Genomic DNA, 22227 nt, shown 5'->3' on the forward strand with positions numbered 1-22227 from the left:
GCGCTTCCGATCGCGTTGCTGGCTCTCATCGGACTGGGTGCGGCCGCCGGGCAATATCTGCTGGCCATCCGGCATTCGATGGTGCCCCTGGCGGCCGGGCGCCCGGGCACTCCCACGGGGTCCTCAGTGGGGGACGCTTCCGCAGGTGCCCGAGCTCGGCACCTTGGTGACCGGGACGAAGGCCATTGCGTCATATCCGACGTCGGCCGTGGTGGGGGCGTTGTCGTTGGACAGGATCACCTGGGCGCCCGGCTCCAGTTGGTAGGTGCCCAGGTCGATGAAGTGGTCGCGGCCGAAGTCGCCGGTGCTTGGATCCTGGTCGATCGCGCACGAGGAGACGTAGGCGTACACGGACTGGCCGTTGATCGGGGCCTGGTTGCCGCGCTGGACGTTGTAGACCGCGGCCGACCAGTTCCCGCCGTGGCTCGGCAGGTGGGCGATGATGTGGTACCACGAGCTCTGGCCCGGGTTCAGGTCGAGGTCGGGCATCCAGGCGCCGCTGATCCGGTGCTTGATTCCGGTGGTGGAGTTGCCGCCGAGACCGTGCGTGAACCAGATGTGGCCGAAATATCCGCTGCCCTGCTGATGCAGGTCGACCTGGGCGTACGGTCCGGTGTCGGGCCGCCCGACCGGTGAGCCGCCGCGGATCAGGAATTTTCCGCCGGCCATGCCCTCCGGCGGGGTGCAGCCCAGGTTGTACTGCTCGTGTTCGTTGAGCGTGTAGACCATGTTCCAGTTCCTGGCCGGGTCGCGGTCGGTGATGACGCTCGGGTCGAAGGGGACGCAGTCCCGTTCGTACGTCCGCTGGACGCCGGGTTCCGGGCCGCCGGCGCTCGGCGTGTCCTCTTTGGCGCACTCGCCGTTCTCGCAGTTCCCGGCCGGGGAGTCGACGTGCCCGTGCCACCAGCACGAGTTGTCGACCGCCGGGCATCCGCCGGTCGACTGGGAGCAGCCGAACGCGGTGCTGCAGAACGCCCAGATGTCGGGCAGGTTGAGAACCCGGGACGGCGAGTCGTCTCCGTGCAGGTGGACCTCGGGAGAGCTCTGCCCGTAGACCGGCGTGCTGTAGGCGTCACCGCTGTAACCGGGCCCGTTCTTGAGCTGCGGCGTCTCGATCCATCCCATGATCCGCTCGGGGTAGCTCCAGTGGCTGGGCGTCTCCGCGTCGGCGTACGAGTCGCGCAGGAACCCGTCGCGGTTGGCCGGGTAGTTCGGGTTGGCCGGGTTGTTGAGCCAGCCCAGGCCGTAGTAGCCGCCGCTGTCGGTGGAGTCGCGGTCGGCGTAGGCGTGCAGGCCGCTGTTGTACGCCCACAGCGCGGTGAACCAGTTCTCGATCCAGTTCGGATCGTCGTCGTTCATCGTGTCGGTGGCGCCGGCCGGCTCCTCGTGCAGCTGGTTCCACTTGTCGATGAGGATGTTCAGGCCGGCGGCGATGTTGGCGGCGTAGTCGACGGCGATCGCCTGCTGGTCCGAGGTGTCGTACGGGCCCGGGTCGTCGACGGCCATGCCGGTGGTGACCTGGCTGATGCCGTAGCCGCAGTCGGACTTCGAGTAGTCGATGACGTCGTTGGCTGCGCTGCCGTAGTAGCTGGCGACCAGCGGGTTGCCGGTGTCGCCGGGCACCTCGTGCCAGGAGGCCTGCGACATGTTGGTCTCCTGGGCCACGATGCCCAGCATCACCTGGGCCGGCACCGCGCGGGATCCGGCCGGGAGCGTCGAGTTCTGCGGATTGCCCAGCGGGAACCAGCCGTCCGGCCCCTGCGGCTGATAGGCGGGAAGCCCGGCCTTCAGGTAGTTCGCCGGCCGGGTCAGGGTCAGCGTCCCGTGTACGGCGTTGTCGACCGCCCACTCGACCATCTCCGGGCTCGGCTGGAACGGCTGGACCGCCGGGTCGTTGCGCGGCACCGCGCACCGCGGCTGGTCGACCGTCCTCGGGGTGACCGTCTGCACCGGCGACAGCGCGCCGAGGTCGACGTCGAGGGTCGGCGCGGCGGTGGTCGCCACCGTGGCGGCCTGTTCGGCGGCGCCGGCGACCGCGCGGACCTTGAGCCGCACCGATCCGGCCGCGTCGGGTGACGCGGCGGCGAGCGGACGGGCCACACTCTGGGCGGTCTGGCTGCCCAGGGCCTCTTCGACGACGAGATGACCGTCGCCGGACAGGCCGGCGACCTGGCGGGTCTCGGGAACCGTGGTCAGGTCGGCGGGCGCGCCGGCTCGTTCGGCCACCTGGCCGACCAGGGCGTTGTGGCCGCCGCGGAGCCCGAAGAGCTGGACCTTGTCGCTCGGTCCGGTCGCGGTGGTGGTGAAGTGCCCGTTCGCGTAGCGCTCGGCGACGGCCTGTCCGCCGGCGACCGAGACGACGTCGACCGCACCACCGGCGGTGGCCCGCACCCCGAAGGCGTTGCCCCGCGGACGGCCGAGCCGGGTGTACGCCCCGCCGCCGGCCGCCAGCTTCACCAGTTGCCCGCCGACCATCCCGTAGTCGCCGTCCGGCGCGGTCGCCGGGGTGGTGAACTGGGCGGCGATGTGCCGGGTCTGGACGACCTTGCCCGCGGCGGCGTCGACGGTCAGCAGGTCGGTTTGCGGGTGGCGGTCGATGTCGCCGGTCTCGCGCGTCAGCAGCGCCCGGTCGCCGGGCCCGCACGACGGGTCGAAGTACGCGAGCTGCACCCCGGTGGCGACCGTGTGGGCGACGCCGGTGGTGGTGTCGACGACTGCGGCGAGCCCGCCGGCCGCCGCGAGCGCGGGTCGGTTGACCGCCTGCTCGGGCGCGAAGACCGCGACCGCGTAGCGGCCGGACCCGGTCACGCACACCGAGCCGCCCCACGGGCCGATGTCGATCGAGTGGGAGGTGAGGGTCGCCAGCGTGTGCCAGGCGAAGGCGTCCTTCTCCCGGGCGATGTAGAGGTGGTAGCCGTCGGCGTCGCCGGTGCCGGTCACCACCACGTCGGACGAGGACTTCCACTTCGGACCGAGGGCCTGGTCGGGGGAGTGGACGGCGCCCGGCCCGGGTGGCGGTGCCGGCGTGGCCGCTACGGCCGGACCGGAAACGGCGGCCACGGCCAGCGCCGTGACCGCGGTGAACGCGACGGTTCGCAGGAGGCGCTCGGTCATGATCAGCGCCACCTCGTACATCCGTAGGGGCCCGCGGAGCCGTCGGCCGGCGGCAGGCCCGGTTGCTGGTTCCAGCAGAGTTCGATCGACTGGGTCGAGTTGAACAGCGTCGTGGAGATGTCGGTGGTGGGTCCGGACACGTTGACCGAATAGAGCGTCCGGGCTTCGCCGGAACCGCCGTACGGCGCGATGCCGAACATGGAGATCCATGCGGTGCCGCTGCCGGTCAACTGGTAGTCGCCCCACATCGCGTGACACGACGGGCTGTACCAGAGGGCCAGGGCCATGCCGGTGACCGTGATGCCGTCGATGGCGTACGCCCGGCTGTCTTTGCAGTTGGTTGTGGTGACGACCTGGCCGTCACAGCTCGCGCCGGAACACGTAGGTGTCGCCGCCGTGGCCGGAGTGGCCAGGCCGGTCGCGGCCAGGAGGACCCCGGCCACGGCGGCTACCACCGCTCGTCTGATCATGTTTCTCCCCGTTCGAACCCGTCGCGGCCGAGAATCGCCGCGGGTCGTTGATCGGGAACAAAATGTCACGTCCGTCAATGGCTAGCAAGGCCGTCGGGTACCGTGTGGATCATCCGATCCGGACCGGAAGGCCGCCCGCATGTCGATGAACATCCTGCTCAGGGCCTCCGTCGTGATGGTGCTGGCCGGGTCGGTGTCCGCCTGTTCGGCGAAGGCCGGCCGGCCTCCCTCCGCGCCGGTGGTGATCGCTCCCAGCAGCGGCAACCCGTCGGCCCCCACGTCCGGCGCACCGGTCGTATCCGCCGATCATGTGATACCCGACACGCCGTTCAAGTACGCGACCGCCGACCAGATCGTCCAGGCGTGGACCGCCGAATGGCACCCCAGGATCCAGGTCATCCAGACCGGCGTGGTGCACATCCGCCGGGCCACGATCGACAACCCGTTCGGTCCCGGCACCCTTCAGATGGACGCCGAACAGCGCGGCACGGGAACGGATCCGGGCGCCGTCCTGGTGGGCTGTGTTCTCACCGACCCGTCGGCCGGCAAGGGACTCATCAAGACGACGCCCAAGATGCTGACCACGCTCGTCCGCGATTGTTTCTCGCCCGCTCTGTCCTCTTCGCAGCTGAAGACGACGAGCTCGTGGATGGTCTCCCGGAACCCGAGCCACTCGTACTACGCGGCCCAGGACTTCCCCGGCCTGCACGCCTATTTCTCGGCGGCTCCGGGCAAACTCGCGACGTACGTGATGACGCGGCCCTAGCCCTCGGCCATCAGGACGCTGTCGATCTCGTTCTCGTAGCGCATCATCGCGGCGACCTGTTCGGCGGTCGGGGCGCCCGGCGGCGGGGCCTGAACGCCCGGACGCGCCGGCTCGCCGACGACGTCGAAGGCGCGCTCCGGGCCGGCCGGGGTGAACACGAAGAGCATGTGGGCGGTGTGGTTCCCGATGTTCTTGAAGCGGTGCCGGGTGTTGCGGGGAACATAGACGAAGTCGCTCGGGCGGGCCACGAAGGTGTTGTCGCCGTCGAGGACCTCCAGCTCGCCGAAGAGGAGGTAGAAGGCCTCGTCGTTGTTGTTGTGGAGTGGGCGACCGGGCCCGCGCCGGCCGGGACCGAGGCCTCGATCAGGGCGAACGCGCCGTTGGTGTCGGAGCTGCTCACCTTCTTGATATGGACGTCGCCGGCGACCCAGATGGTCGTGCCGCCGCCGGCGGGAACGTAGATGGCACCCGGCCTGGTCCAGCGCGGGTCGTCGGCCGGATCTCGGGAATGCTCACGGTGCCACCTCAGGGAACGTTGCCTGACAACTGTCAGGCAACGGTATCCCGATTCGCCTGACAACTGTCAAGGAAGGCTCTCGCGGACCGGTGGCGTACGGAAAGGAGCTCGCGCATCGGCGCCGGCGCCGATCGGTGGCGAAGCTCAGGCCGCGTAGCCGCCGTCGATGTTGATCGTCGCGCCGCTGATGTACGCCGCGTCGGGACCCGCGAGATAGGTGACCAGGCTGCCGATCTCATCGGCCGTGCCGTACCGGCCGGCCGCGATGTGCGGACGGGTGAGCTCGGCGAACGGACCGTCGGCCGGGTTCATGTCCGTGTCGACCGGTCCCGGCTGCACCGTGTTCACCGTGATGCCGCGGCTGCTGACCTCGCGGGCGAGCGCCCGGGTCAGCCCGGCGACACCAGCCTTGGTCAGGGCGTAGACGCTGCCGCCACTGAAGTGGATCAGGTCGGCGTTGATGCTGCCGATGTTGATGATCCGTCCGCCGTCGACGAGGTGCCGTAGCGCCTCCTGGCTGGCGGCGAAGACGGCGGTCAGGTTGATCGCGACGGACTCGTCGTAGTCGCGGTCGCCGATCGCGTCGATGGTGCCGACCCGGGTGACGCCCGCGTTGTTCACCAGGATGTCGAGCCGGCCGAACCGCTCGACGACCTGCAGGATCCCGGCCCGCACGGCTGCCCGGTCACCGGAGTCGACCCTCAGGGCCACCGCGTTGTCCAGCGACTCCGCGACCAGCCGGGCTTTGTCGGCCGAGGAGTTGTAGGTGATCGCGACCGTGGCGCCCGCCTCTGCGAGCCGCCGGGCGATGCCCTCGCCGATGCCGCGCGAGCCTCCGGTCACGATCGCCGCCTTCGGCTCCAAAGTGGGCCTGTTCAAGCGGGTCGTCGACCGCTACACCGCCGAGGACTCCGGCTACGTGGCGAACGCCCTGGCGGCCGGCGACGTCCGGGAGGTCGCCCGCCGCTGGCTGCTCGGGGCGGCCGACGCCACCACGGGCGAGGACACCCCGCACGGCTGTCTGCTGGTGCACGGCGCCCTGGCGACCGGTGACACCGCGACCGAGGCCAGGGCCGAGCTCTGCTCCCGGCGGCAGGCGGCCGAGGTCCTGCTCACCGAGCGGTTCGCCCGCGCACGGGAGGCCGGCGACCTGCCGTCTTCGGTCGAGCCCCGCGACGCGGCCGGCTACGTCATCGCCCTGTCGCACGGCTTCGCGGTTCAGGCCGCCACCGGCGCGAGCCGAGAGGAACTGCGCCGCCTGGCCGAGCTCGCACTTCGCCAGCTGCCCTGGGACTAGGGCACCAGCATCAGCCGAAAGGTCTACCGGCGAGCCGGAAGACTCGTCCCCGGGCCGATGCCGCCGCCCCGCGAATCCCCGACCATGCATCCATGCCCAACGCTGTCCTGCGTACGCAGCTCGCCGGAGTCGCCCGGCGGCCGTCCCGGCTGCTGCTGACCGGCCTCGCCGTGCTCGTCGTGTCGTTCGTCGTCTTCGGCACGGTACTGGCCCGGCAGATCACCGAGCGCACGATCCTCGAGCACTTCAGCGGCACCCCGCAGGCGGTCGACGTGGTGGCCTACGGGCCGGTGACGACCGGGCAGGAGGAGAAGATCGGGCGGCTCGACGGGATCGACACGGTCTACGGCCGCGCCGAGGGCATCGCCGCGGGCATCACGGTCACCGCCGACCCGGGTCAGGGGCCGTTCGCGACGACCGAGGTCCGCGAGGGGCGCTATCCGCTCGGCCCGGGCGAGGTCGCGGTCACCCCGCGCACGGCCACGAGACTGGGCCTGACCATCGGCTCGACGATCAAAGGCACGAGACTCACGGTGGTCGGCACGGTCACCGGCCGAAATGACTTCGGCTTCCAGGCGTACGCCCCACAGACCACGGTCACGGCCCTCCGCGGCGACGACCAGCTCGACCGGGTCGACGTCCGCGTGCGGCCCGGCGTCGACCCTTCGGTGATGAGCGGGCGCATCCAGGCCCTCCTCGGCCCCGACGCCTCAGTGACCAGCGGGGCCGCCGCGCGCCTGAGCGAGGCGGAAGACGCGGCCTCCGGCGTACGCAGCCTGTTCGCCATCATCACCATGTTCGTGGCGATCGCCGTGGTCGCGGCCGCGCTGGTCACCACCTCGACGTTCCGCATCGTCTTCGCCCAGCGGATGCGCCAGATCGCCCTGCTCCGCGCGGTCGGCGCCGGCCGCGGCTCGATCGTGCGGTCGCTGGCCGCCGAGGGGGCGCTGACCGGGCTGGTCACCGGCGTGGCCGGGGTGCTGCTCGCCCTGGGCACCGGCTTCCTGCTCCCGCTGGTCGTACCCGGCCTGGCCTTCCCGGCCGTGCCCGTGGCCCCGGCGATCGAGGTCGTGCTGCTCGCGGTCGCCCTCACCACCGTGGCCGTGCTCGCCCCGGCGGCCTCGGCCTCCCGGGTGTCACCGCTGGAGGCGCTCCGCGGCTCGAGCACGACCACCGCCCGGACCGGCGTCGGCAAGCTGCGCTGGGCGGCCGGCCTGCTGATGGCCGGCGCCGCGGTGCAGATCGCGGCGTACGTGGCGACCCGCCTGCCCGGCCCCGACGCCAAGGACTACCACCCCAACGGCAACCTGCTGCTGCTGGTCACCTCGGGCGGCCTGGCGTTCTTCGCGCTGGTCGCCCTCGGCCCGGTGCTGGTCCGGCCGGTGCTGACCGTGCTGGGCGGCCCGGTCCGGCGCTCCGGCCCGGTCGGCCGGCTGGCCGCGGGCGGCGTCGGCGCGGCACCCCGGCGGGCGGCGGCGGTGTCGGTGGTGGTCGCCCTCGGCGTCACACTGATCGCCGGCACCCTGATCGGCGGCGCCTCACTGCGCGTGGCCGTCGACCGGGAGGCCGCGATCGGCGCACCGGCCGACTTCAACCTCCACCCGACCGGCAACGCCCCGATCACAGCGGCGATGACCGACCGTTTGCGGGCCAGGAGCGAGCTGACGAACGTCACGCCCTACCGGAGCCGAACCGTCCGCATCGGCGGATCCGACGTCGACGCGGTCGACCTCGACTTCGCGGCGGTGCCGGCCCTGCGAAAGCTCGACCTGCCCCGCCCCACCCCGGGCCACGTCGTGCTCTCCGCCTTCGCAGCGGGCCTGACCGGCGCCGACGTCGGCAACACGATCACGGTCACCCCGGCCGCACAACTCGAAGACCCCACCGGCACCCGGGCCACCCAGCCCACGTCGCCCGAGCCCACGCCGAGCGGCTCACCTTCCGGGGCCCCGCCTGCCGCGAGCGGTTCGGCTTCCGGTGCCCAGCCCACGCCGAGCGGTTCCGCCTCTACGCTCCAGCCCACGCCGGGCGGTTCCGCCTCGGGGGCCGAGCCGACGTCGAGCCGTTCGGCTTCCGTGGGCCGGCGAACGGCGAGCGGCTCGGCTTCGGCCAGTCGGTTGACGGCGAGCGTGTCGTCGTCGAACTCGGCCGCGCCCGACCCTTCGGCTTCAGCCGGCCGGGCCGCCGTGAACGGTTCGGCGTCGACCGGGCACTCGGCGGCGGGCGGTTCGCCGGTAGCTGGGCAGGCTGTGATGACGGGTGCGCCGGCCGGAGCCGGACAAACCGCGGCGGCGACGCCGGGCGGCCCGGCGGTGGGCGGGCAGCCCGTGGGGGCCGGCGGCGCGACCTCGCCTGGGGATCGCGCGGGCGCGGGTGCCGGCGGGGCGCAAGTGCCGCTGACGGTTGTGGCGGTGTTGCCGGACGCTACGCCGCTGGGGGCGGATCTGGCCGTCGACCCGGGCGACCTGACCCGAATGGGGGCGGGCGACGCCTACGCCGGGATGCTGGCCGACGCGGCCGGGCGGGGGGAGCCGGGGCGTGACCTCGGGCGGGCGGCCATGGACCAGGTGCAGGCCGCCGAAGGTGGCAAGTGGACGGTGGATGTGCTGGCCGACGGGCGTGATCAGATGGCCGGCACGGTGACGTTGCTGGTGACGGTCGCGCTCGGGCTGGTCGGGCTGACCGTGCTGGTCGCGGTGGTGGGGGTGGGGACGACGGCGGCGCTCTCGGTGGTCGAGCGGGTCGGTGAGGCGGGGCTCTTGCGGGCGGTCGGGTTGTCGCGGGCCGGGCTGCGGGCGATGCTGACCGTGGAGTCGGCGCTGTACGGGGTCATCGGGTCCGGGCTCGGGCTTGCGCTGGGGGTGCCGTACGCCTGGCTGGCCGTGAAAGCGCTCGGCGTGAGTGCCCCGGTGAGCTTTCCCCCCGGCCGGCTGGCGGCGGTTGTGGTGGCTCTGCCTCTGTTGACCGCGCTGGCCGGCGTCCTGCCGGCGCGGCGGGCGGCGAAGCTGAGCCCGGTCGAGGTGACTGTCTAGGATCTCGATCGGCTCTACCGGCTGGCCGGCGCTATTCGTCGCGGATCGTGGTCACGTCGGCCAGGCCGGCGATCGTGAGCAGCGGGCCGAGGAGTGGGCCGGCGATCAGGCGTACGTGGTCGACGTGCGGGAAGAGCACCGCCAGCCCCGCGCTGTCCAGGTATTCGATCCCGGTCAGGTCGAGCACCAACCGGTCGCCGTCGCGGCGGGCCTCGTCGAGGGCGGCTGCGAACGCCGCCGCGTTGCTCATGTCGATCTCGCCGACCGCGCCCAGGACGGGGCACCCGGACGGGTCGTGGCCGGTGGTGAAGGTCAGCTCGGTGCTCATCCGCGAATCCTCGCCTGCAGGCCGACGACGGTGCCGCCGGCGCCCGTCGAGACGGTTACCTCGGTCATCAGCGCCCGCATCAGGGCGAGCCCGCGCCCCCGGTAGGGGTTGGCGGCCGGGTCGGGGGTCTTCCAGCGGCCGGTGTCGGTGACCGTCAGCCGCAGGTCGTCGGCGGTGGCCGCGGCCCGCAGGCGGATCAGTCCGCCGGTCTGGAAGCGGTGGCCGTGCTCGATCGCGTTGGCGCAGGCCTCGCCGGCCGCGACCAGGATGTTCTGCGCGATCGTGGTGTCGATCCCGCAGCGGGCGAGCCACGTGCGCAGCGCCGAGCGTACGGGGGAGAGCCGCGCCGCCTCGGCCGGGAAGTCGATCTCCAAGGGGCCGGGGTGCCGGTAGAGCAGGAGAGCGACGTCGTCGTCGTAGCCGGTGTCGGGGGCCATGCCGGTCATGACGCCGGTGGCCAGGTCTTCGAGGGCGTTGGCGCGTCCTTCCTGGACCACCGCGGCGACCCTGTCGATGCCGGTGGTCAGCGACTGGCGGCGCCGTTCGATCAGCCCGTCGGTGTACAGCAGCAACGTGGCCCGGGCCGGCACCACATAGCGGGCCTCCGGGCGTACGGGATCGCCCCGGACCCCCAGCGGCCGGGACCGGCCCTCGTCGAGCAGGTCGGTCACGCCGTCGGGGTGGGTGACCACGGCCGGCGGGTGCCCGGCGCTGGAGTAGGCGAGTTCGCCGCTCGCCGGGTCGAGCACGCCGCAGAAGACCGTGGCGCACATGGCCCCGGGCAGCTGGGCGGCGAAGCGGTCGAGCGCGGTCAGCGTCTGCGCCGGGTCGGTGTTCTGCAGCAGCAACGCGCGGCAGGCGCTGCGCAGCTGGCCCATCACCGCCGCCGCCTGCAGCCCGTGGCCGACGCAGTCGCCGACCACGATGCCGATGCGGCCGTCGGCCAGGGTGACCGTGTCGTACCAGTCGCCGCCGACCTTGAGGGGCCGGGTCGCCGGGGCGTAGCGGACCGCGAAGCCGGGCGGCAGCTGGGCCGGTCCGAGGATGGCCCGTTGCAGCTCCAGCGCGGTCTCCCGCTGCTGGTCGAGCTGGTGCACCCGGTGCAGGCCCGGCCCGATGTGGCCGCCGAGCAGCGCGAGCAGCGTCTGGTCCTGTTCGGTGAACGGCCGGTTTTCCGCCAGTTCGATCCAGAGCCCCATCGTGCCGTCCGGATGTTCCAGGGTCACGCCGGCCCCGCCGGTCCGCTCGGCGACCGGGGTGAGCAGCGGCTTTTCTCGCAGACTGGTCAGCGGCGCGGCCACGTCCTCCCAGCGGACCGCCGGATCGGTCCCGGTCAGCGCGGGGCGGGCGGCGCCGTCGAACACGGCCGCCGTGACCCGGGTCGCCCCCCACTGTTCCCGCAGCACCTGCAGCACGCTCTCGACCGCGCCGGGCAGGCTTTCCGCCTGGGAGAGGCGCACGCTGAGCGCGGCGAGCGCGCTTTCCCGCTGTACGGCGTAATGCTCGGCGGTCACGTCCCGGAAGGTGCCGACGGTGACGCGGCGTCCGGTGTCCGGGTCGTTGACCTGGTTGAACGCGGCGGCCACCCAGAGCCGGTGTCCGTCGTGATGGCGTACCGGGATCGTGCAGGCGCCGCCGGTCTGCTCCATCAGCGTCGTGAAGGCGTCCGCCACCTGCCGGCGCCCCTCGGCGTCGTCCGGCCACCACGGGTGGGCCGGGGCGTAGGGGAGGCCTTCGGCGCCGAAGCCGAGGATGTCGGTGAACGTCGAGTTGATCTCGATGACCGCGCCGTCGGCGTCGCAGACGAAGAACGCCTCCTGCAGCGAGTCGACCAGCGCGGTGCGCCAGCGGATGTGGTGGCCGCGCAGGCGGGCCAGCTCGACGTTGGCCCGCACCCGGGCCAGCAGTTCGGCCGAGGAGAACGGCTTGACCAGGTAGTCGTCGGCGCCCGCCTCCAGGCCTTCGATCGACGCCTCCTGGCCGGCCCGCGCGGAGAGCAGCAGCACCGGGGTGCTCATCGTGCGGGGGTCGGCCCGCAGCGCGGCGACCAGTTCGAGGCCGTCCAGGCCGGGCATCATCACGTCGCTGATGATCAGCTTGGGCGGGCGGGCACGGGCCGCTTCGAGCGCGGTGTGGCCGTCGGCGACCGCCTCGACCCGGTGCCCGGCCGAGCGCAGCAGCCGGGTCAGGTAGTCGCGCATGTCGGCGTTGTCGTCGGCGACCAGGATCCCGGCCCCGTCGTCGGCCGCCGGCGGTGGTGGCGCCTCGCCGGGCAGCCAGCGCAGGGCCTCCTCGACGTAGGGGTTGGACGCCGGTCCGGCCGGCGCGGCCGGTCCGGCCGGCGCGGCCGGCGCGGCCGGTGAAGCCGGCGAAACCAGCGCGTCAGCCGGCAGGTGCCTGGTGCCGAACGGGAGCCGGATGACGAACTCGGTGCCCTCGCCGACCACGCTCCGCGCGGTGATCTCGCCGCCGTGCAGCTCGACCAGCTCGCGCACCAGGGCCAGCCCGATGCCGCTGCCCTCGTTGGACCGCGACTTCGCGTTCTCGATGCGGTGGAAGCGCTCGAAGAGGCGCGGCATCTCGTGCGCGGGCACCCCGATGCCGGTGTCGGTCACCCGGATGACCGCCCGGTCACCCTCTTCCCGTACGCCGACCCGGACGCCCCCGGCGAACGTGAACTTGAAGGCGTTGGACAGCAGGTTGAGCACCACCTTCTCCCACATGCCCCGGTCGACGTGGACCGGTCGCCGCAGCGGGGGGCAGTCGACCTCGAAGGTCAGCCCGGCCCGCTCGATCGCCGACCGGAACACGCTGGCCAGCTCGCTCGTGACGGCGGCCAGGTCGACCGGCTCGTAGCGGGCCTGCATGCGGCCGGCCTCGATGCGCGAGAAGTCGAGCAGCGTGGTGACCAGCTTGCCGAGGCGCAGCCCGTTGCGGTGGATGACGTCCAGTTCGGGGTCGTCCATCCGGGCCCGCAACTCCTCCAGCGGCCCCATCATCAGGGTGAGCGGGGTGCGGAACTCGTGGCTGACGTTGGAGAAGAACGCGGTCTTGGCCCGGTCGAGTTCGGCCAGCTCCTCGGCCCGGCGGCGCTGGGCCTCGTTGCTGCGGGCGCTGGCGATGCCGGCCGCGACGTGCCGGGCGGCCAGTTCGAGGAAGCCGCGGTAGTCGTCGTCCAGGGCCCGGTAGCGGTTGAGGGCGCAGACCAGGAATCCGTACGGCGTGCCGCCCTGCCGCAGCAGCGGCACCGAGAGGGCCTGGGTCGGTGGTTCCGGCCAGTCGCCGGGCGGCAGGTCGGGGCCGTGGAGTTCGACGAGGCCTTCGGCCGGCCAGGTGTCGGGATGGCCGCCGGTGATCCCGGTCGCGCCGGCCAGCCGTACGCCGTCGCCCTCGAACAGGTAGGTCAGCGAGAACGGCAGGTCGCGCCGGTTGCGGTCGAGCTGGGCGCCGAAGAACGCGAGCATCTCGTGCTCGGTGCGGATCGCGCTCGGGTCGGAGCCGAGGTCGCGCAGCGTCGCCATCCGGCGCTCGCCGATCACCCGCTCGGTCTCCTCGCTGACCACGCAGAGCATGCCGACCAGCGCACCCTCGTCGTCGCGCAGCGGGCTGTAGGAGAACGTGTGGTAGGTCTCCTCGGGGTAGCCGGACCGCTCCAGGAACAGCAGCAGCGCCTCGTCCCAGGTCGCCTCGCCGGTCGAGAGCACGGTGTCGATGCGGGGGCCGATGTCGTCCCAGATCTCGGCCCACACCTCGCGCGCCGGGCGGCCCAGGGCCCACGGATATTTGCTCCCCAGCGTGTCGCGGCGGTAGGCGTCGTTGCAGAAGAACGTCAGCTCGGGGCCCCACGCCATCCACATCGGGAACCGGGACGACAGCAGGATGCTGACCGCGGTGCGCAGGCTCTGGGGCCATCCGGCGGCCGGTCCGAGGGGCGTTTTGTCCCACTCCACCGCGGCCAGGTCGTCGCCGACGCTCCCGCCGCCGGCGAAGACGTCCGTGGGTTGCTCGCTCATCGCCCTTTCCCTTGCCGGCCGGCTCGTACGATACGCAAGCCGCTCGCCCCGGCCGGAACACTCCGCCGGATGACCGCCCGTTCGATTTCCAGGCGCGATCCACATGAAACCAGCTGTGGCCCAACTCGCCCGGCCGGCACCGGTTATCTGGCGTACGTTTCTTGCGGAAGCAAAGACAAGCGTTGAGGAGTCGGAACCTTGAGTACACCAAACGCCGCAGCGGCCGGAACGATCGACCTGGGCGGCGACCTCACGGTCAACCGTCTCGGGTACGGCGCGATGCGGATCACCGGCGACGGCATCTGGGGCGACCCGAAGAGCCGCGACGTGGCCAAGGACGTGCTGCGCCGGGCGGTCGAGACCGGGGTCAACTTCATCGACACCGCCGACTCGTACGGCCCGCACGTCAGCGAGATCCTGATCGCCGAGGCGCTGCACCCCTACCCGGAGGACCTGGTCATCGCGACCAAGGGGGGCCTGGTGCGGCCGGGCCCCAACAACTGGCAGCCGGACGGCCGGCCCGAGCACCTGCGTGAGGCGCTCGAGGGCAGCCTGCGCCACCTGCGGACCGAGCGGATCGACCTCTACCAGTTCCACCGGGTCGACCCCAAGGTCCCGCTGGAGGACTCGATCGGCGCGCTGGTCGAGCTGAAGGCCGAGGGCAAGATCCGCCACATCGGCGTCTCCAACTTCACCGAGGAGCAGCTGCGCGTCGCCCAGCGCCTCACGCCGGTCGTGTCGATCCAGAACCGCTACAACGTCGACGACCGCCAGTCGGAGTCGCTGATCGACCTCTGCGAGCAGGAGAGCCTGGTCTTCCTGCCGTGGGCGCCGATCCAGAACCACGAGGACAACAAGGCGGTGCAGGAGGCGGCCGCCAAGTACGGCGCCACCCCGCACCAGATCGTGCTGGCCTGGCTGCTGGCCCGGTCGCCGGCGATCCTCCCGATCCCGGGCACCGGCTCGGTCGGCCACCTCGACGAGAACGTCGCGGCGGCCGGCATCGAGCTGACCCCGGCCGAGGTCGCCGCGATCAGCGGTCTCAACTGATCCACCCCGTGAACGCCGCCCGGGCCTACGCCGGGGCGGCGTTTCGCTGCGCGGAGGATTCGGCGGCCTGGCGCAGGAACTCGGCCGAGATCGAGAACGGGGGCGCCGCGGCCTCGGAACGGGCGGCGTGGGCGGCGATCGCGTCCCGGATCGAGGTGTCGCCGTCGGGGCGCGGATAGGCCGCGTACACCTGCTGGAGAGAGGCGGCGCTCAAGCCGCCGGTGTTCCCGGCGGCGTCGGTGAAGGAGCCCTTGTAGGTGAGGTAGGCCAGCGGGCCCATGCGGTCGGCGATGCCGGGCGAGGCGTGCAGGGCGATCGCCTCCCAGACCCGGTCGACGTCGGCGCGGGCGACGCCCTGCTCGGCCAGCAGCGCGGCGGCCAGGTCGGCCCCCTCGACCTCGAAGCGGGCCCGGCCGGCGGAGTACGTGCCCAGTCCGACATCGTGCAGCACGCAGGCGGCGAACAGCAGCTCCTCGTCGTAGGGGACGCCCTCGCGCCCGGCGATCAGCCGGGCGAAGAGGAAGCTGCGGAGGCTGTGCCGCACGAGCAGCGGGCTCTCGGTGGTTCGCGCCAGCGCGAGGCTCGCCTCGGCCACGACGCCGGTGGGCAGGGCAGGGATGTCGGTCATTCCCCGACGGTATTTGCCCGGCTCATCGACCGGAAGTGGCACGAGTGTCGTTCATCGCTACGATCGTGCCATGCATCGGATCGCCGTCCTCGTGCTGCCGGGAGTGCTGCCGCTCGAGTTCGGCATCGCGACGCAGATCTTCTCGACCCAGCCGCATTACTCGCTGACCGTCTGCGCCGCCTCGCCGGTCCTCTACGCGGGCGTCGCGATCACGGCCCCGCGCGGGCTCGACGGACTGGACGAGGCCGACACTGTGATCGTCCCCGGCTACGACGACACCGAGATGCCGATCCCCGGCGAAATCCTCGACGCCCTGCGGGCGGCCCACGCCCGCGGCGCCCGGATGGTGTCGATCTGCGCGGGGGCGTTCGCGCTGGCCGCGGCCGGGCTGCTCGACGGCCGCCCAGCGACCACCCACTGGCGGGAGGCCGGCGAGCTGCGCCGGCGCTATCCGCTGATCGACGTCCAGCCCAACCGGCTCTTCGTCGACGACGGCGACGTCCTGACCTCGGCCGGCGTGACCGCCGGGATCGACCTGGCCCTGCACATCATCCGGTCCGACCACGGTGCCGCGGCGGCCAACGCCCGCGCCCGGCTGCTGGTCGCGCCGCCGCAGCGGACCGGCGGGCAGGCGCAGTACATCGAACGGCTGCGGCCCTCCGACCACGGCGAACGGCTCGCGTCCCTCCGGCAGTGGATGCTCGCGCACCTCGCCGACGATCTCGGGGTGGACGCGCTGGCCCAGCGGGCACACATGTCGCGGCGCACGTTCATCCGGCGGTTCGGCGCGGAGACCGGGAGCACGCCGATGGCCTGGCTGACCGGGGCGCGGATCGACCGGGCGCGGGAGCTGCTGGAGACGACCGACGAGCCGGTCGAGCGGGTCGGGCGGCTCACCGGGCTCGGGGCTCCGGCCGCGGTGCGGGCCGCCTTCCACCGGCATCTGGGCACGTCGCCGCGGGAATACCGGACGCTGTTCCGCCACCGCGTCGGCTAGGTGACACGGGAGTATCCGTCCGGCCCGCGGGCTCCCGTCACCGGCATGTCCCGGAAAATGCTCGCGTTACTGCTGCTCATGCCGCTCGGCGCCTGCGCCGCACCGGCCGCCGACACGCCGACCTTCGACCCCCCGTCCGCCGGCTCGCCGACCGTGGCGCCCACCTCGACACCGGCGCCCACGCGGCCGCCGCACAAGAAGAAACCACCGGCCCACCCGAAGAAGCCGCTGGTCCCGCCGAAGAAGCCGCCGGTTCCCCCGAAGAAACCCGCTGCGCCGAAGGCCAGGCACGCCGGATCGGACGATCCGCTCTTCGGCACCCAGTACGCGCGTCTCAAGTCCGGCCGGGCCGCCACCCGCCAGATCACGTACGACCTCATCTACTGGTACGACGGCCGGCAGGCCGTGAAGGCGTGCCAGGAGGACGGCCGGAAGCCCTCCGAGAACGACTACTGCACCGGCTGGTACATCCGGAACAACAACCCGAAGCTGCGGACGCTCACCCTCGACCCGGGCGCGCCGATCAGTATCGACGACAAGGACGTCGACCTCAGGACCTTCCTGCGGTACGAGTCCTGGGGGACGGTCATCCGGTTCGACGTCGACGGCGGCCGCATCACTCGTCTGGAGCGCATCTACACACCGTGACCGGCGACGGGCGCGCGTAAGCTCGCCGAGTCAAGCGCGCGCCTGTCGCCAAGGTCTCCCTTTGCCGGGTCGGTGACGGCCCGGCGATGTGATGACATGGAATGAAGGCGAACAGCCCGCACCCCGCAGGAGGACTCATGACGTCGCGTACCGATCTCGTCGAGGACCTGATGGGTCGCTTTCCCCACGTCCCCCGGGAAGCGGTCATCAAAGAAGACCTCCTCCGCGGGGGGATGGCGTTCGACGACTCGGCGCTGACCGACAACGAGAAGGGCGACGTCAAGCCCAAGTCGTACTTCATCTTCTCGTTCGACCACCGCACGCTGCCCGAACTGGGCGAGGCGGCGCTGCGGCGGCCACCGGAGGAGATCGTGCTGCTCGGCGGGCCTTACGACCTGCGCCGCACGGTGGTCTCGGTGCGCATCAACCCCGACTCGCCGTACCGGGTCAAGGCGGACGCCGACGGCCGGCTGATGCTCCACCTCGACGACCGGCCGATCGCCGAGGTGGGCCTGCCCCCGATGCCCGACTACTACCGGCACACGCTGGCCAACGGCAAGCAGGTCATGGAGGTCGCGCCAACGATCCAGTGGGGTTATCTGATCTACCTGACCGCCTACCGGGTCTGTCAGTACTTCGGCGCCAAAGAGGAATGCCAGTACTGCGACATCAACCACAACTTCCGCCAGCACAAGGCGGCGGGCCGGCCATACACGGGGGTCAAGCCGGTCGACGAGATCCTCGAGGCGATGGAGATCATCAACAAATATGATGTCGCCAAGACCTCGACCGCGTACACGCTGACCGGCGGCAGCATCACCCGGCAGGTCGACGGGCTGGCCGAGGCCGACTTCTACGGGCGTTACGCCCAGGCGATCGAGGAGCGCTTCCCGGGCCGCTGGATCGGCAAGGTCGTCGCGCAGGCGCTGCCCCGGGCCGACGTCCAGCGGTTCAAGGACTACGGCATCCAGATCTACCACCCCAACTACGAGGTGTGGGACAAGCGCCTGTTCGAGCTCTACTGCCCGGGCAAGGAGCGCTACGTGGGCCGCGCCGAGTGGCACCGGCGCATCCTCGAGTCGGCCGAGGTGTTCGGCCCGCGCAACGTCATCCCCAACTTCGTGGCCGGCGTCGAGATGGCCGAGCCGTTCGGCTTCACCACCGTCGACGGGGCGATCGAGTCGACCACCGAGGGTCTTCAATACTTCATGTCGCGGGGCATCACGCCCCGGTTCACCACCTGGTGCCCGGAGCCGACCACGCCGCTCGGCAAGACGAACCCGCACGGTGCGCCGCTGGAATATCACATTCGGCTGCTCGAGGCGTACCGGGCGACGATGGAGGCCAACGGCCTGTCCAGCCCGCCCGGTTACGGCCCGGCCGGCGCCGGCCGCGCGGTCTTCTCGGTCAGCTCGTTCATGGACAGCCTGCCGGCCGAGGACGACCTCCCAGCGCTCGCCCAGTAACGCGCGTCACAGTAGCCTGGCTCCATGAGCGACGACGATCTGCCCCTGCGCGCCTCCGACGTGTGCCGGGACGGCCCACGGGCGATCGTCGTCGGCGTCGACGGCTCGGTCTCGTCGATGCGCGCCGCGGCGTACGCGGCCGGCCTGGCCCGGCGGCAGCACTGCCGGCTGGTCGCGGTGTTCGTGCGCTCGCTGCCGGCCCTGCTGATGCCGATGGCCGACACCAGCGGCAGCGCGGCCGCCACCGTCGCCCAGGCCCACGACGCGGTCGAGAAGGAGCTCCGCGACGCGATCGCCGAGCGCAGCCCGGCCCTCAACCTCGACGTGCACCTGGTCGTGCGCACCGGCGAGCCGTTCACCGAGCTGCTCGAGGTCGCGCAGGAGGTGCGGGCCGACGCCGTCATCGTCGGCCGGTCGACCAAGATGCTGCACCGCATCGCCGGCTCGCTGGCCATCAAGCTGGTGCGGGCCGGCCGCTGGCCGGTCACGGTCGTGCCCTAGCTAGCCCGCGATCAGGGTCAGCAGGCCTTCGAAGTCGGTCGAGCAGGGGCCGCAGGCGCGCAGGTGGACGGCGATGCCGGGATACCGCTGCCGCGCGGCCGCCGCGTCGGTGGCATAGAGATCGGCGTACGCGTGGAGCAGCTCCATCGCCTCGCCGCAGCCGACGTCGCCCGGGTCGGTCTTCAGGAATGCGTCGAGGTTCATCGGTCCTCCGGCAGGTGACCCTTGGCGACGAGGGCGCTCCGCAGCTTACGGCGGGCGTCGAACAGGGTCTTGTAGATCGCGTTGCGGTTGGTGTCGAGCTCGGCGCAGAGGCTGTCGAGCGCCACGCCGTCGAGCACGATGGCCTTGAAGATGCGGCGCTGATGCTCGGTGAGGTCGTGCTCGACCGAATGCCGGAAGACCGCCAGCAGCTCGCGCCACTCGGCCTCCTGGTCGGGGCGGAACCCGAACCGGTCCGGCAGCCGGTCCCAGTCCGACTCGTCGAGCGGGAGCGTCGGCCGCCGGGCCCAGAAATGGCGCCCGATCTTGGCCGACACCTCGAAGACCACGAACTTGTAGGCCCACGTCGTGAACCGGCTGTCGCCGCGGAAGGTGGCCAGCTTGGCCAGCACGGCGAGCATCGCGTCGGCGGCGGCCTGATGGGCGAGATCGTCGACCTCGGCCCCGGCCAGCCGCAGCCGGGCGGCCCGCCGGTTGGTCTCCGCCCGCGCGGCCCGCAGCAGGAGCTCGTGGAGCCGGGCGTGCGCGCCGTCGCGGGCGGCGCCTTCGGCGCCCAGCTCGGCGACCCATCGGGCGGACACTTCGTCGAATGGCACGCCGACCAGAGTACGGGCGGGGAGCCGGCGGGCCCGGTCGTGTCCGGATCCGTGTGATGCGTGGCCGTCCCGGCGGGGCGGCGGCCGGCCGTCCCGCCCCAGGCTGGGAGCATGACCGAAACGATCGCCGGCGTCGCCGTCCCGGACACCAAGCTGGTGCAGGAAGCCACCGACCTGGTGCGGGAGGCGACCGACCCGGTGCTCTACCACCACTCCCGCCGCGTTTTCCTGTTCGGCAGCCTCAAGGCCCGCCACCGGGGCCTGACGCCAGACCCCGAGCTGGCCTACGTCGGTGCGATGTTCCACGACCTCGGCCTGACCACGCGCTACGGCCGCACCGATCAGCGCTTCGAGGTCGACGGCGCCGACCTGGCCCGCGAGTTCCTGCTCGACCACGGGCGCACCCCGGCCGAGGCGCGCGCGGTCTGGCTGGCCATCGCGCTGCACACCACGCCCGGCATCGTCGAGCATCTCGAGCCGGAGGTCTCCGTGGTCACGCTCGGGGTCGAGACCGACGTGCTGGGCTTCGACCTCGACGAGATCACTCCGGAGGAGCGCGCCGCCGTGGTCGCCGCGCACGAGCGCCCCAACTTCAAGGACAACATCCTGCGCCGCTTCACCGACGGCATGAAGGACCGCCCGGACACCACCTTCGGAACCATGAACGACGACGTGCTCGCCCACTTCCAGCCCGGGTTCGTCCGGTCGGACTTCGTCCAGATCATCCGGGGTAGCGTGTGGCCTGACTGACCGTTCGAAGGGGGTGGCGCGTGGCGAACCGGGTCACCGCTCTCGTCTTCGACGGGATGAAGATGCTCGACCTGGCCGGCCCCTTCGAGGTGTTCGCCGAGGCGGCCAAGTTCGGCGCCCGCTACGACCTCGAGGTGCGCTCGAGCGACGGCCGCGCGGTCCGCTCCTCGACCGGCATCCCGGTCCCGGTCGACGGCCCGGTCGAGTCGGCCACCGACGTCGGGACCGCCCTGATCGTCGGCGGTGACGCCCTGCCGACCACCCCGATCAGCCCCGGGCTGGCCGCCGCCGCGGTGACCCTCGCCGGACGCGCCGAGCGCACCGCCTCGATCTGCACCGGCGCCTTCGTGCTGGCCGCCGCCGGGCTGCTCGACGGCCGGCGCGCCACCACGCACTGGCAGCACGCCCGGCTGCTCGCCGCCGCCTACCCGCGGGTGCGGGTCGAACCCGACGCGATCTACGTGCAGGACGGGACGATCTTCACCTCGGCGGGCGTGTCGGCGGGCATCGACCTGGCGCTGGCCCTGGTCGAGCGGGACCACGGCGAGGAGCTGGCCCGGTCGGTCGCCCAGTCGCTGGTGGTGTTCCTGCAGCGGCCGGGCGGCCAGTCGCAGTTCTCGCCGTCGCTGGCCCTGCCCCGGCCGAGCGTCCCGGTCCTGCGGCAGATCACCGACGCGGTGGTCGCCGACCCGGCCGCCGACCACTCGGTAACCGCCATGGCCGCCCGCGCCCACGTCAGCCCCCGGCACCTGTCCCGGCTGTTCCACCAGGAGCTCGGCAGCAGCCCGGCCAAATACGTCGAAGGGGTGCGGGTCGACGCCGCCATCCGCCTGCTGCACCTGGGGGAGTCGGTCACCGGCTGCGCCCAGCGGGTCGGCGTCGGAAGCCCGGAGACGTTACGCCGGATGTTCGTGGCCCACGTCGGCGTCTCGCCCCGGGCCTATCAGCAGCGGTTCAGTCGAGCAGCCAGTTCAGCAGCGCCGTCCCGTACGGGGTGAGGGAGATGACCCCGAGGGCGATCCAGGCCCCGGTGATGATGCCGACCTGCTTGGTTGACAACGTTCGATGAAAGGGATGGGGTGATCTAGACGTCCTTCTATGTCCCAGGAGGCTAGATGTCATCCCGAGTCCGCTGGGCGGCGACCGCCGCCGTTCTCAGCCTGGCGGTCGCGCTGGCCCCACAAGCGGCCCGCGCGTCGGCTAAGTCCCAATCGGCTCAGCCCCAGTCCGCGATCACCGTCAACCTCAGCCCGGGCGAGCACGCGCTCGTCCGTTTCCGTCTCCCCGACAAGAACGCCCTGGACCGCCTCACCGCGTCGGGCGCCGACCTGGCCGCCGTGCCACATCACTCGCCCGACCAGGTCCTCGCCGACGTCGTCGTCGACGACTCCGAGCTGGCTGCCATGATCAAGAACGGCGCCACCCCGGTCCAGCTGATCGAGCGGCAGTCGCAGGCGGCCGCCCGGGCGAACGCCTCCAAGCTGGCGGTCGGCTCCGACACGCTGCAGTTCCTCCAGGACTACTGGTGGACCAGCAACGGCAAGACGTTCCTGCAGACCCAGGTCGCGACCACCGCGACCGACGACCCGGACGTGCAGATCACCGTCACCTGGAAGACGGCCGACGGGGCCACCGGGTCCTATCAACTGGTCCGGTTCGAGGACGACGGCGAATACCAGTACCACTGGCAGGTGCCGCAGCCGCTGCCCGGCAAGCCGGTGCAGGTGACCGCGACCTCCAGCCTGGGTGGCGCCACCCGCGCGATGACCCCGTCCGCGTGGCCGGGCGCCACGCCGCCGGCCCAGCCGGCCGGCTACCAGAAGGACTTCGTG

General features: G+C 72.1%; 19 protein-coding genes and 2 pseudogenes. 11 read left to right on the plus strand and 10 right to left on the minus strand.

Annotated elements, in window-relative coordinates; translation table 11 throughout:
• Nucleotides 1-123 precede the first annotated feature (123 nt).
• The gene (locus tag AB0M88_RS46185; RefSeq protein ID WP_364113394.1) at nucleotides 124-3114 is read right to left on the minus strand and encodes a hypothetical protein; all 2991 of its coding nucleotides are present in this window, start codon (nucleotides 3112-3114) and stop codon (nucleotides 124-126) included.
• 2 nt (nucleotides 3115-3116) lie between these two features.
• Nucleotides 3117-3584, minus strand: a complete 468-nt coding sequence (locus AB0M88_RS46190) for a DUF2690 domain-containing protein (protein ID WP_364113396.1) — start codon at nucleotides 3582-3584, stop codon at nucleotides 3117-3119.
• 139 nt (nucleotides 3585-3723) lie between these two features.
• Here AB0M88_RS46190 and AB0M88_RS46195 point away from each other — a divergent pair, with 139 nt between their 5' ends.
• Nucleotides 3724-4350 carry a hypothetical protein gene (locus AB0M88_RS46195; RefSeq protein ID WP_364113398.1) on the plus strand — a complete coding sequence of 209 codons (627 nt, stop codon included), beginning with the start codon at nucleotides 3724-3726 and terminating at the stop codon, nucleotides 4348-4350.
• On the opposite strand, the gene AB0M88_RS46200 is transcribed toward AB0M88_RS46195, so the two are convergent.
• From AB0M88_RS46200 to AB0M88_RS46210, 3 genes and pseudogenes are all read right to left on the minus strand, one after another.
• Nucleotides 4347-4517: a hypothetical protein gene (locus AB0M88_RS46200; protein ID WP_364113400.1), complete on the minus strand. Its 171-nt coding sequence runs from the start codon at nucleotides 4515-4517 to the stop codon at nucleotides 4347-4349. The genes AB0M88_RS46195 and AB0M88_RS46200 overlap by 4 nt on opposite strands.
• Nucleotides 4518-4562: 45 nt before the next feature.
• Nucleotides 4563-4832: pseudogene (locus AB0M88_RS46205) on the minus strand (hypothetical protein); the annotation flags it as partial.
• 179 nt (nucleotides 4833-5011) lie between these two features.
• Nucleotides 5012-5710, minus strand: a complete 699-nt coding sequence (locus tag AB0M88_RS46210) for an SDR family oxidoreductase (protein ID WP_364113402.1) — start codon at nucleotides 5708-5710, stop codon at nucleotides 5012-5014.
• On the opposite strand from AB0M88_RS46210, the gene AB0M88_RS46215 reads away from it, so the two are divergent.
• Both AB0M88_RS46215 and AB0M88_RS46220 read left to right on the plus strand, forming a co-directional pair.
• A complete protein-coding gene (locus AB0M88_RS46215) occupies nucleotides 5688-6164 on the plus strand; it encodes a TetR/AcrR family transcriptional regulator (RefSeq protein ID WP_364113404.1) in 477 nt (158 codons plus the stop codon). The genes AB0M88_RS46210 and AB0M88_RS46215 overlap by 23 nt on opposite strands.
• Nucleotides 6165-6256: 92 nt before the next feature.
• A complete protein-coding gene (locus AB0M88_RS46220) occupies nucleotides 6257-9196 on the plus strand; it encodes an FtsX-like permease family protein (protein WP_364113406.1) in 2940 nt (979 codons plus the stop codon).
• Between the two features lie 31 nt (nucleotides 9197-9227).
• Here AB0M88_RS46220 and AB0M88_RS46225 read toward each other — a convergent pair whose 3' ends face one another.
• Nucleotides 9228-9524 (minus strand): STAS domain-containing protein, encoded by a 297-nt coding sequence (locus AB0M88_RS46225; protein WP_364113408.1) that lies wholly within the window; start codon nucleotides 9522-9524, stop codon nucleotides 9228-9230.
• Nucleotides 9521-13537, minus strand: a complete 4017-nt coding sequence (locus tag AB0M88_RS46230) for a SpoIIE family protein phosphatase (RefSeq protein WP_364113410.1) — start codon at nucleotides 13535-13537, stop codon at nucleotides 9521-9523. Before AB0M88_RS46230 ends, AB0M88_RS46225 begins: the two co-directional genes overlap by 4 nt.
• 198 nt (nucleotides 13538-13735) lie before the next feature.
• Here AB0M88_RS46230 and AB0M88_RS46235 point away from each other — a divergent pair, with 198 nt between their 5' ends.
• Nucleotides 13736-14587 (plus strand): aldo/keto reductase, encoded by an 852-nt coding sequence (locus AB0M88_RS46235; RefSeq protein WP_364113412.1) that lies wholly within the window; start codon nucleotides 13736-13738, stop codon nucleotides 14585-14587.
• Nucleotides 14588-14612: 25 nt separating this feature from the next.
• On the opposite strand, the gene AB0M88_RS46240 is transcribed toward AB0M88_RS46235, so the two are convergent.
• Complete coding sequence (locus AB0M88_RS46240; RefSeq protein WP_364113414.1) at nucleotides 14613-15215, minus strand: HD domain-containing protein; 603 nt, start codon at nucleotides 15213-15215, stop codon at nucleotides 14613-14615.
• Nucleotides 15216-15285: 70 nt separating this feature from the next.
• Here AB0M88_RS46240 and AB0M88_RS46245 point away from each other — a divergent pair, with 70 nt between their 5' ends.
• The 4 genes from AB0M88_RS46245 to AB0M88_RS46260 all read left to right on the plus strand — a co-directional run bounded on the left by AB0M88_RS46245 (nucleotide 15286) and on the right by AB0M88_RS46260 (nucleotide 18827).
• Entirely contained in the window at nucleotides 15286-16212 is a 927-nt protein-coding gene (locus AB0M88_RS46245) for a helix-turn-helix domain-containing protein (RefSeq protein WP_364113416.1), read from the plus strand.
• A gap of 45 nt (nucleotides 16213-16257) precedes the next feature.
• On the plus strand, nucleotides 16258-16860 hold the full coding sequence (locus AB0M88_RS46250) for a hypothetical protein (RefSeq protein WP_364113418.1): 603 nt from the start codon (nucleotides 16258-16260) through the stop codon (nucleotides 16858-16860).
• Nucleotides 16861-16997: 137 nt separating this feature from the next.
• The gene (locus tag AB0M88_RS46255) at nucleotides 16998-18326 is read left to right on the plus strand and encodes a radical SAM protein (RefSeq protein ID WP_364113420.1); all 1329 of its coding nucleotides are present in this window, start codon (nucleotides 16998-17000) and stop codon (nucleotides 18324-18326) included.
• Between the two features lie 24 nt (nucleotides 18327-18350).
• Nucleotides 18351-18827 (plus strand): universal stress protein, encoded by a 477-nt coding sequence (locus AB0M88_RS46260; RefSeq protein WP_364113421.1) that lies wholly within the window; start codon nucleotides 18351-18353, stop codon nucleotides 18825-18827.
• On the opposite strand, the gene AB0M88_RS46265 is transcribed toward AB0M88_RS46260, so the two are convergent.
• Together AB0M88_RS46265 and AB0M88_RS46270 are read right to left on the minus strand one after the other, a co-directional pair.
• Nucleotides 18828-19031: a hypothetical protein gene (locus AB0M88_RS46265; protein ID WP_364113422.1), complete on the minus strand. Its 204-nt coding sequence runs from the start codon at nucleotides 19029-19031 to the stop codon at nucleotides 18828-18830.
• The gene (locus AB0M88_RS46270; RefSeq protein WP_364113424.1) at nucleotides 19028-19645 is read right to left on the minus strand and encodes a sigma-70 family RNA polymerase sigma factor; all 618 of its coding nucleotides are present in this window, start codon (nucleotides 19643-19645) and stop codon (nucleotides 19028-19030) included. Before AB0M88_RS46270 ends, AB0M88_RS46265 begins: the two co-directional genes overlap by 4 nt.
• A 111-nt stretch (nucleotides 19646-19756) precedes the next feature.
• Between AB0M88_RS46270 and AB0M88_RS46275 the strand changes: the two genes are divergently transcribed.
• The 3 genes and pseudogenes from AB0M88_RS46275 to AB0M88_RS46285 all read left to right on the plus strand — a co-directional run.
• Nucleotides 19757-20395, plus strand: coding sequence for an HD domain-containing protein (locus tag AB0M88_RS46275; RefSeq protein ID WP_364113426.1), 639 nt, complete (start codon nucleotides 19757-19759; stop codon nucleotides 20393-20395).
• A gap of 20 nt (nucleotides 20396-20415) precedes the next feature.
• Nucleotides 20416-21393, plus strand: a complete 978-nt coding sequence (locus AB0M88_RS46280; protein ID WP_364113428.1) for a DJ-1/PfpI family protein — start codon at nucleotides 20416-20418, stop codon at nucleotides 21391-21393.
• 117 nt (nucleotides 21394-21510) lie between these two features.
• Nucleotides 21511-22227: pseudogene (locus tag AB0M88_RS46285) on the plus strand (peptidase M14); the annotation flags it as partial.

The sequence above is a fragment of the Actinoplanes sp. NPDC051411 genome (assembly GCF_040682075.1).
Taxonomy (GTDB): Bacteria; Actinomycetota; Actinomycetes; order Mycobacteriales; family Micromonosporaceae; genus Actinoplanes.